This window comes from Burkholderia sp. KCJ3K979 (assembly GCF_016759955.1).
Classification (GTDB): Bacteria; Pseudomonadota; Gammaproteobacteria; order Burkholderiales; family Burkholderiaceae; genus Burkholderia; species Burkholderia orbicola.
Window position 1 is genome coordinate 1 of the sequence record NZ_JACFYV010000253.1, and the last position, 8,808, is coordinate 8,808.

8 protein-coding genes are annotated in these 8,808 nt (G+C 70.7%); 3 read left to right on the top strand and 5 right to left on the bottom strand.

The features are described from left to right. Positions 1–3 precede the first annotated feature (3 nt). A complete protein-coding gene (locus tag H3O04_RS31270) occupies positions 4–882 on the top strand; it encodes a glutamate/aspartate ABC transporter substrate-binding protein (RefSeq protein ID WP_202589162.1) in 879 nt (292 codons plus the stop codon). 21 nt (positions 883–903) lie between these two features. Here H3O04_RS31270 and H3O04_RS31275 read toward each other — a convergent pair whose 3' ends face one another. Further along, on the bottom strand, positions 904–1,659 hold the full coding sequence (locus H3O04_RS31275) for a 4'-phosphopantetheinyl transferase family protein (protein WP_202589158.1): 756 nt from the start codon (positions 1,657–1,659) through the stop codon (positions 904–906). Between the two features lie 127 nt (positions 1,660–1,786). After that, positions 1,787–2,827: an alpha/beta hydrolase family protein gene (locus tag H3O04_RS31280; protein ID WP_124478294.1), complete on the bottom strand. Its 1,041-nt coding sequence runs from the start codon at positions 2,825–2,827 to the stop codon at positions 1,787–1,789. Between the two features lie 185 nt (positions 2,828–3,012). Between H3O04_RS31280 and H3O04_RS31285 the strand changes: the two genes are divergently transcribed. Both H3O04_RS31285 and H3O04_RS31290 read left to right on the top strand, forming a co-directional pair. Next, positions 3,013–3,954, top strand: a complete 942-nt coding sequence (locus H3O04_RS31285) for a LysR substrate-binding domain-containing protein (RefSeq protein WP_202589159.1) — start codon at positions 3,013–3,015, stop codon at positions 3,952–3,954. A 163-nt stretch (positions 3,955–4,117) separates the two neighbouring features. Then, positions 4,118–5,350 (top strand): MFS transporter, encoded by a 1,233-nt coding sequence (locus tag H3O04_RS31290; protein WP_202589160.1) that lies wholly within the window; start codon positions 4,118–4,120, stop codon positions 5,348–5,350. A 135-nt stretch (positions 5,351–5,485) separates the two neighbouring features. Here H3O04_RS31290 and H3O04_RS31295 read toward each other — a convergent pair whose 3' ends face one another. The 3 genes from H3O04_RS31295 to H3O04_RS36370 form a co-directional block, all read right to left on the bottom strand. Next, positions 5,486–7,045, bottom strand: coding sequence for a cryptochrome/photolyase family protein (locus H3O04_RS31295; RefSeq protein ID WP_237666496.1), 1,560 nt, complete (start codon positions 7,043–7,045; stop codon positions 5,486–5,488). 240 nt (positions 7,046–7,285) lie between these two features. Then, a complete protein-coding gene (locus H3O04_RS31300; RefSeq protein WP_202589161.1) occupies positions 7,286–8,266 on the bottom strand; it encodes an acetyltransferase in 981 nt (326 codons plus the stop codon). Between the two features lie 148 nt (positions 8,267–8,414). Continuing rightward, the gene (locus tag H3O04_RS36370; RefSeq protein ID WP_237666497.1) at positions 8,415–8,606 is read right to left on the bottom strand and encodes a hypothetical protein; all 192 of its coding nucleotides are present in this window, start codon (positions 8,604–8,606) and stop codon (positions 8,415–8,417) included. Positions 8,607–8,808 lie beyond the last annotated feature (202 nt).

An 8,808-nucleotide genomic window follows, 5' to 3' on the forward strand; every position in this document is an offset into this window, starting at 1 on the left:
CCCCTGCTCGTCGCCGCATGCGCGCTCGCGTGCGGCGCGTCCGTCGCCGCCGAGCCGCTGGCCGGCACGCTGGAGAAGATCCGGCAATCCAACCTGATTTCGATCGGTCATCGCGAAACGTCGGTGCCGTTCTCCTATGTCGACGCGGGCGGCAAGGTCATCGGCTTCTCGCAGGACCTGTGCGACCGCGTGATCGCCGCGGTGAAGGCGCGCACCGGCAAGCCCGACCTGCAGGTGCGCTTCATTCCGGTCACGTCGCAGAACCGCATTCCGCTCGTGCAGAACGGCACCGTCGATCTCGAATGCGGCGTGACGACCAACCTCGCCGCGCGCCATGCGCAGGTCGCGTTCTCGACCACCTTCTTCGTCGCGACGACGCGCCTGCTCACGCGCACCACGTCGGGCATCCGCGACTTCCCCGATCTCGCCGGCAAGACGGTCGTGACGAACCAGGGCACGACGTCCGAACGCCTGCTGCGCAAGATGAACGAGGAAAAGAAGATGAACATGCAGATCATCAGCGCGAAGGACTACGGCGAAGGACGCCTCACGCTCGAATCGGGCCGCGCGGCCGCGTACATGATGGACGACGTGCTGCTCGCGGGCGTGCGCCAGCTCGCCGCGAAACCGGCCGACTGGCAGCTCGTCGGCACGCCGCAATCGTCGGAAGCCTACGGGTTCATGCTGCGCAAGGACGATCCGCAGTTCAAGGCGCTCGTCGACGGCGTGCTCGTGCAGCTGATGAAAAGCGGCGAGATCAACGCGCTGTACGACAAATGGTTCATGAAGCCGGTGCCGCCGAAGGGCCTGTCGTTCGACTTTCCGATGAGCGACGTGATCAAGGCGCGTTACGCGGCGCCGAATGACGCGCCGCTCGAATAAGCGCCGCGCGTCACGCCCGGCTTACGCGCGCGTCCACGCGACGCACGCCGCGTAGCCGGGCGCCGCGTCGAGCCATGCCGCGTCGAACGCGGCGACGCCGGCGGCGGGCGCGGTGGGCTCGACGATCGTCGTCGCGGGCGTCGCCGCGTCGCGCGGCGGCACGACCGCGAACGCGCGCAACCCGCCGACGATGCCGGTGCCGAGCGCCTTGAGCAGCGCCTCCTTCGCGGCCCACACCCGCATGAATTCGCGCTCGCGCGCGCCGGCCGGCAGGCCCTCGAGATACGTGACCTCGGTGGGCGCACACACTTCGCGTGTCAGCGCGCGCCAGTCGGCCGCGCGGTTGCAGCCCTCGATATCGACGCCGACGCGGCCCGCCGGCGCCCACGCGATCAATGCATGATCGCCCGCGTGCGATACGTTGAAGTCGAGCGACGCTCGATGCGCGCGGTCCAGCGACGGCCGCCCCGCCGCGTCGACGATGATCTGGACCGCGTGCGGGGCGAGGCCGAGCGCCGCGCCGAGCACGTCGCGCAGCGCGGCGCGCGTCGCGGCGCTGCGTACCGCATCCTCGTGCCGCAGGAAGCGCGCGGCGCGTGCGCGCTCGTCGTCGTTCAGCGCCGCGTACGCGGGCGACACGAGCGGCACGCGCCAGTCGAAATCGACGCGCGCGATCCGCACGCCGGCCCGCGCCGCGGCAGGCGGCACGTCGAGTGCGTGCACGCGCCATGCGTGCGGCGTTTCAACGGGAGAAGCGGAATCGGACGGAATGGGCATCGGCGCGCAGCAGCCTGTGTTCTGGAACGAAACGTCCGATGTTAATCGATCGCGCCGACCGGCGGCCGGCGGCTGCGGCAGGCTCGTGACGCGAACGAGGCTGCGCGTCATGCTCGCATACGCTGGATCACCCGTTCGCGGCGATGCCCGGCACGCCGCTCCCCGTCACCCGCCCGCGCGACGCCGGATGCAGCGCGTGCACGACGCCCGGCGCATCGGCCGGCAACACGCCGTGTTGCAGCCAGTACAGCGCGACGGGCCACAACGTGTCGGTGAAGCGGCTGTGGAAAAACGCGAAATGACCGATCGCGTCGACGCCGATGTCGGCCGGCGCGATCCGCAGATGCGTGACGTTGCTGCCCGTGTAGTAGCCGACCAGCCGCTCGACCGCGTCGACCGTGCCGAACGCGTCGTCGTCGATGCCGACCGCGAGCATCGGCGCCGACAGCCCCGCGAAGCGCGCCGGCAACGCGGCGCGGCTCGCGCCGCTGTCGTCCAGCACGCGACCGACGTAGCCCTCCTCGAAACGCGGCTGCGAACGCGCCCACGACAGCGCGATACCGCGCGGCGTGTCCTCCATCCAGCCGAGCCGCTTTGCGGGCACGTAGCCGAACACGGCCGCGAGCGCCGGCATCGCGACATGCCACTTCCACCACATGCGGCGGCGCTCGGCCGGCAGATAGTCGCGCCAGTACGCGTACTGTGCGCCGACGGTCACCGCATGCCGCACGTGCACGTTCGATGCGGCGAGGCCGAGCACACAGCCGCCGATGCTGTGCGCGACCACATCGAGCGGCTGGCCCGGAAACGCGTCGCGCGCGTAGTGCAGCGCGGCCTCGCAATCGAGCCGCCCCCAGTCGAGCCAGTTCGCGCTGAGCTTCGCAAGCCGCGCCGGACGCGACCCGCCGATGCCGCGATAGTCGTAGACGAGCACGTCGCGCCCCTGCGCGAACAGCCAGGCCGCGAAACGAAAGTAGTAGTCGCAGCGCACCGACGTCGCGCAATTGACGACCGTCACGGGCCGCACGGCGCCGCCGCCGCGATGGCGCCAGACATGGCCGCGCAGTTCGTAGCCGTCGGCTGCGCGCAGCGTCACGGGCTCGGGCGGCAACGCGCCCGCCGCGCGACTGGCCTGCGCCGCGTCGCTTTCCTCGTTCGAAATCGTCATCGTGTCTCCTGTCGATCCCCAGTTAGCGCTTTAGCGCTTACTGGGGTCCCATGCATCGCGGTCGGTCGGGGTTAGCGCTTCAGCGCCTACTCGCCCCGTCCTCCGCGATCAACCCGCCTCCATTGAACTTGACGCGTGCCGCATTCTCAACCAATCTTGCTGCTCCGTTCGCATGAGTCACGCGCATGTCAACGCCACTCGTCCGTCTCCCGTCGCTCGACCTCGTTCGCGGTTTCGTCGCCGTCGGCCGCCGCATGAGCATCACGCTCGCCGCGCAGGATCTGTGCGTCACGCAGTCGGCGGTCAGCCGCCAGGTCCATGCGCTCGAAGCGCATCTCGGCGTGACGTTGCTGCAGCGCGGCTACCGGAAGATTTCATTCACGCCGGAAGGCGAACGGCTGTTCCGCGTCGCCGATGCGGCGCTGCTCGGCCTGCAGGACACCGTCGCGTCGCTCGCCGCGGCGCGCGAGCGCCAGCCCGTGACGATCACCGCCAGCATCGGCGTGACGGCGCTGTGGCTGCTGCCGCGGCTCGGGCGGCTGCAGGCGCGGCTGCCCGGGATCGACCTGCGCGTCGCCGCGAACGACAAGGTACTCGATTTGCGCGCCGAAGGCATCGACCTCGGCATCCGCTACTGCCCGCGCGAGCGGGCGCCGGCCGGCGCGCTGCGCCTGTTCGACGAGATCGTCGTGCCGGTCGCGCACCCCGCGCTCGCCGCGCGACCGGTCACGAGCGCGGCCGCGATCGCCGATCACGTGCTGCTCGAATTCGACGGGCCGCCGCAACCGCAACTGCAGTGGCACGCGCATCTGCCCGCGGCCGGGCTCGGCGACGCGCGCCCGAAAGGCGTGCTGCGCTTCAACCAGTACGACCAGGTGATCCAGGCCGCGATCGCGGGCCAGGGCATCGCGCTCGGCCGGCTCGCGCTCGTCACGCCGATGCTCGCCGACGGCCGGCTCGCGGTGCTCGGGCCGCACACGCAGACGCTGTCGCAGACGTACGGCTACTGGCTGTTCCAGCACGATCCGGCCCCGCGCCGCGAAGTCGCCGACGTGCGCGACTGGATGCTCGCCGAAGCAGCCGAATGCGATGCGGCGATGCACGCGCACGATACGACGTCGGCCTGAGCCGGCGGTGCGGATGCGCGTGACCACCGGCAACCGCCATCGCCCCTTCACATTCCCGTGACGCATGCCAACCTGACTGAATGATCGCTTGAGCGACGGCCGCCCCGCTCGTCTAATCGGATCGAGCGCGGCCGTTTCGTCGCGCCTTCATCCGGAGACACGCATGACCCCGATCGAGCAGGAAGTCCGGCGCCGCTGGCTGCCCGTGCTGGCAGGCGGCCTGATCATGGGCGCCGCGCTCGGCATCCGCCACGTGCAGGGCCTGTTCCTCGCACCCGTGTCGCTCGACCACGGCTGGTCGCGCGAGGCGTTCGGGCTCGCGCTGGCACTGCAGAATCTGATCTGGGGCGTCGCGCAGCCGTTCACCGGAATGCTCGCCGACCGCTTCGGCTCGGTGCGCGTGATCGTCGCCGGCACGCTGCTGTACGCGACCGGGCTCGTCACGATGGCGCAGGCGGCCACGACCGGCCTGTTCACGGTCGGCGCCGGGCTCGTGATCGGCATCGCGCTGTCGGGCTCCGCGTTCGCGTCGATCTACGGCGCGCTGAGCCGCCTGTTTCCGCCCGACCGGCGCGGCTGGGCGCTCGGGGTCGCCGGCGCGATCGGCGGGCTTGGCCAGTTCTGCATGGTGCCCGTCGCGCAGGAATTGATCGGCGGCATCGGCTGGCGGCACGCGTTCATCGCGCTGGCGCTCGTCGCCGCGCTGCTCGCGCCGCTCGCCGTGCTGCTGCGCGACCGGCCCGCGCAAGCGGCAGGCGCCGCTGCCGGCGCCGACCAGTCGATCGGCGAAGCCGTGCGCGAGGCGTTCGCGCATCGCGGCTTCTGGCTGCTGAACGCAGGCTTCTTCGCGTGCGGCTTCCAGCTCGCGTTCATCGCGACGCACCTGCCCGCGTACCTGCTCGACCACGGGTTGCCGGCGCGCCACGCGAGTGTCGCGCTCGCGCTGATCGCGCTGACCAACGTGGCCGGCACCTACGCGTGCGGCCATCTCGGCGGGCTGCTGCGGCGCAAGTACGTGCTGTCGGTGCTGTACCTCGTGCGCGCGCTCGCGATGGCCGCGTTCGTCGCCGCGCCGCTGTCGCCCGCGAGCGTCTACGTGTTCGCGGCCGTGATGGGGTTCACGTGGCTCGGCACGGTGCCGCTGACGAACGGCGTGATCTCGCAGGTGTTCGGCGTGCGCTACATCGCGACGCTGTTCGGCTTCGTGTTCTTCGGGCACCAGCTCGGCAGCTTCTTCGGCGTGTGGCTCGGTGCAATCGTGTACGACGCGACGCACTCGTATATGCCGCTGTGGCTCGGCTCGATCGCGCTCGGCGTGCTCGCGGCGCTACTGCACCTGCCGATCGACGACGCGCGCGTCGCGCGCCCGGCGTCGGGCAACGCGGCATGGGCATGATCCGCGCGGCCCTGGCCGCCGGCACGCTCGCGTTCGTCGCGTGGTGCGGCGCGGCCTACTTCGATTCGGGCGTCGCGTACGCGCTGCTCGAGCACGTCGCGTTCTGCAATTGATGCGGCGAACCGGCGCGTGCGGTCAGCGGCGCTTCGGCAACGCGGCCAGCGCATCGAGCGCACGGGCGCGCGCGGCCGCATGCTCGACGAGCGGCGCCGGATAGTCGATGCCGAGCCGGACGCCGGCCGCCTCGAGCGCCAGCGGCGACGCTTCCCACGGCGCATGGATCGACGCGTCGTCGAGGCCGGCAAGCTCGGGCACCCAGCGCCGCACGTACGCGCCGTCCGGGTCGCACTTCTGCCCCTGCGCGACCGGATTGAAGATGCGGAAATACGGCGCGGCGTCGGCGCCGCAGCCAGCCACCCATTGCCAGCTCGCCGCGTTGTTCGCGGGATCGGCGTCGACCAGCGTGTCGCGGAACCATGCTTCGCCCGCGCGCCAGTCGATCAGCAGATGCTTGATCAGGAACGACGCGACGACCATCCGCACGCGGTTGTGCATCCAGCCGGTCGTCCACAGCTCGCGCAGGCCCGCATCGACGAGCGGATAGCCGGTGCGGCCGCGCTGCCACGCACGTAACGCGGCGGGATCGTCGCGCCACGGCATTGCATCGAATTGCGCACGGAAATTGTCGGTCGCGAGCGCCGGGAAGTGATACAGCAGCGTGTAGCTGAATTCGCGCCAGCCGAGCTCGCTGAGGAACTTGTCGGCGTGCGCCGCGTATGCCGCGCCGCCTGCGTTCGCGGCGCCCTGCACCGCATGCCACACCTGTCGCGGCGACACGTTGCCGAAACGCAGGAACGGCGACAGCCGGCTCGTCGCGGGGCGGTCGGGACGGTCGCGCGCATCCGCATAGCCGGCGAGCGAGGTCGTCAGAAACGTGTCGAGTCGCGCGAGCGCGCCGGCTTCGTCGGGCGCCGGCCACGCATCGCGCAGGCCGCCGGCCCAGTCCGGCGCATGCGGACGCAACGCGAGTGCATCGAGCGCCAGCGCGCGGTCGCGCACGGCTTGCGGCCACGGATGAAACGCGATCCGCTCGGGTGCCGGCAACGGCGCGGCGACCGTGCGATCGCGGCGCGCCGCGCGCCAGTACGCGGTGAACACCTGGTACGGGCCGCCGCTGCCCGTCAGCACCTCCCACGGCTCGTTCAGCAGGCTGCCGTTGCTGCTCTCGACCGTCACGCCGCGCGCCTTGAGCGACGCCTTCAGCGCCGCGTCCGCGTCGCGCTGCGGCTGCGCATAGCGGCGGTTCCAGTACACGGCTGCCGCGCCCGTGTCACCGACGACGCGCTCGATCTCGCGCTGTGCGTCGCCGCGCAACAGCAGCAGGCGCCCGCCGTGACGCGCGAGCGCGGTGTCGAGCCCGGCCAGCGACCCGTGCAGCCACCAGCGCGCCGCGCCGCCGAGTGCGGGCCCGGCGCCGGCGCCCGTGTCGTCGATGAACACGCAGACGAGCGGCCGGCCGGATTCGACCGCGCGCGTCAGCGCGGGCTGATCAGTCACGCGCAGATCGTCGCGGAACCAAACGATCGCGGGGGCAGCGGACGGCTTGGCAGACACGGATAGGCACCTCGATGGCGAAAGCAAAAGGAGACGCGTATTGTCGCGGCTGCGCTGCGCGGTGTCGACGCCGGCCGTCATGGCCGGCACGCCACGTGCGACACCGCGCTCGGGCACACGATCCGCTTCAATCCGATGGAAGTCGCGCTACCGACCGGCAGCACGCCCGGAAGGTTTCTCAGTCGGGGATACGTCGACCGGTTCCGTGCACACCGCGCAGGGCTGACGCAACGCCGAACGCACGGAGGCACGCCGCGGCCGCCCGACGGGCCGACCGTGCTCGCCGGTGCGGCCGGCCGATCCGGTCGACGATGCGTCGCGTCAATCGAGCCGGAACGCGGCCTCGAAGCGCTCGGCGAATGCGTCGAACTCGTCTTCCGGCAGATGGTTGATGCCGCCTGCGCGCTTGCGCCCGCCGCCGGTCGCGAAGCCGCGGCAGAACTCGTCCGCGCCGATCGGCCGGCCCTCGGGCACGCGCACGCTGACGACCAGCCCGCCGCCCGCGCGCGGCGACAGCACCGCGAGCGCCGCATGCGGTGCATTGCGCATCCGTTCGTTCGCGAGCATGCCGGTCGCGCGCCGCGCCCACGGATGATCGGGCATCCGGACCAGCGTCGCGCCCGGCACCTCGCGCAGCGGCGCGAGCGCGCACGCGCGCGCCATGTCGTCGCGGTAACCGTCGCGCAATGCGGCGAACACCGCCGTGTCGCGCACGAAATCGAGGGGATCGATGCACGGCAGCATCGCGTCCGCGAGCGTCGCCGGATCGAAATGCAGATCGCCGACGCACTCGCCGTATGCGTTGTAGTTCAGATAGCGCCCGAGCTCGGCGAGCATGCAACGCTCGGCTTCGTCGACGCCATGCTCGCGCGCCAGCGCATCGCCGAGCGCCGGCAGTTCGTCGCCATAGGCGGCGACGATCGCCCAACGCACGTACCGGCCGCCGAGATAGCGGTTCACGATCGCGCTCGTGCAGACGTCGGCCGCCATGTCGATATACGCGTCGAAACGCGGATGGTCGGGCAGCTCGCCGGCAAAGTGGTGGTCGAAGTAACGGACCGTCGCGCCGTCGCGCAGCAGCCGCACGCACGCGTCGCGGTTCTGGTCGTGCGACACGTCGAGCACGGTGACGATGTCGCCCGCGCCCGCGTCGATGCGTTCGAGCAGCCGGATGTCGCGCTTCACGCCGGTCACGAGCGTGCCGTGCACGCGTTCGGCGAGCCGCAATTGCTGAAGCGCGCACAGGCCGTCCGCGTCGCCGTTGAACGCGAAGACGTGCCGCGCGTACCGGTTGTCCTGCATGATCCGTTGCTCCATCGTCAAGGTATGAAATCGCCGCCGTTTGCGTCGAGTGGCGTGCACGGCGAGTTCGCGTGCCTGATATTTTGCCGCAACCGCGAGCGCGTTCTTCAACTCAATGGAGCGGAGCCGCCCTCCCCCCGCAAACGGCTTACGGGGTGCCTCCGTGTCGTTCATCACGATCGCGTTGCCGCCGCTCCATGTGCGGCACGCCTTGCCGCATGCGCACCAGCGTGTGAAACACACGGGTATCGAGCGCAGCCCCGTCGAGGTCGGTTTTCTCCACCGGCTCCGGAAATCGACCACGCACGAATGAACGCGCCGCCTCGACCGCGGATTTCACGCCGCCCCCCAAGGACCGCCGACGGACGCAGCATCGTTCCATGTCATACGTCATCAGATGTGAAAGCGCTCGCTTCCCCTCCCGATATTTATGCAGAGTGCGGGATATTTCCGGGTAAACCCGTGACGTCATCCTCGGTCCACCGGCGTACCATGTCATACGACGACGTACTACATTGAATCGGCATCCAGACGCCGACGCG

Excerpts from the sequence above, each read along its gene's own strand:
- H3O04_RS31280 (WP_124478294.1), bottom strand. The coding sequence starts at position 2,827 with ATGACGATTTCGAACGAGGAAAGCGACGCGGCGCAGGCCAGTCGCGCG.
- H3O04_RS31295 (WP_237666496.1), bottom strand. The coding sequence starts at position 7,045 with ATGACGGCCGGCGTCGACACCGCGCAGCGCAGCCGCGACAATACGCGT.
- H3O04_RS31285 (WP_202589159.1), top strand. The coding sequence starts at position 3,013 with ATGTCAACGCCACTCGTCCGTCTCCCGTCGCTCGACCTCGTTCGCGGT.
- H3O04_RS31290 (WP_202589160.1), top strand. The coding sequence starts at position 4,118 with ATGACCCCGATCGAGCAGGAAGTCCGGCGCCGCTGGCTGCCCGTGCTG.
- H3O04_RS31300 (WP_202589161.1), bottom strand. The coding sequence starts at position 8,266 with ATGCAGGACAACCGGTACGCGCGGCACGTCTTCGCGTTCAACGGCGAC.
- H3O04_RS31275 (WP_202589158.1), bottom strand. The coding sequence starts at position 1,659 with ATGCCCATTCCGTCCGATTCCGCTTCTCCCGTTGAAACGCCGCACGCA.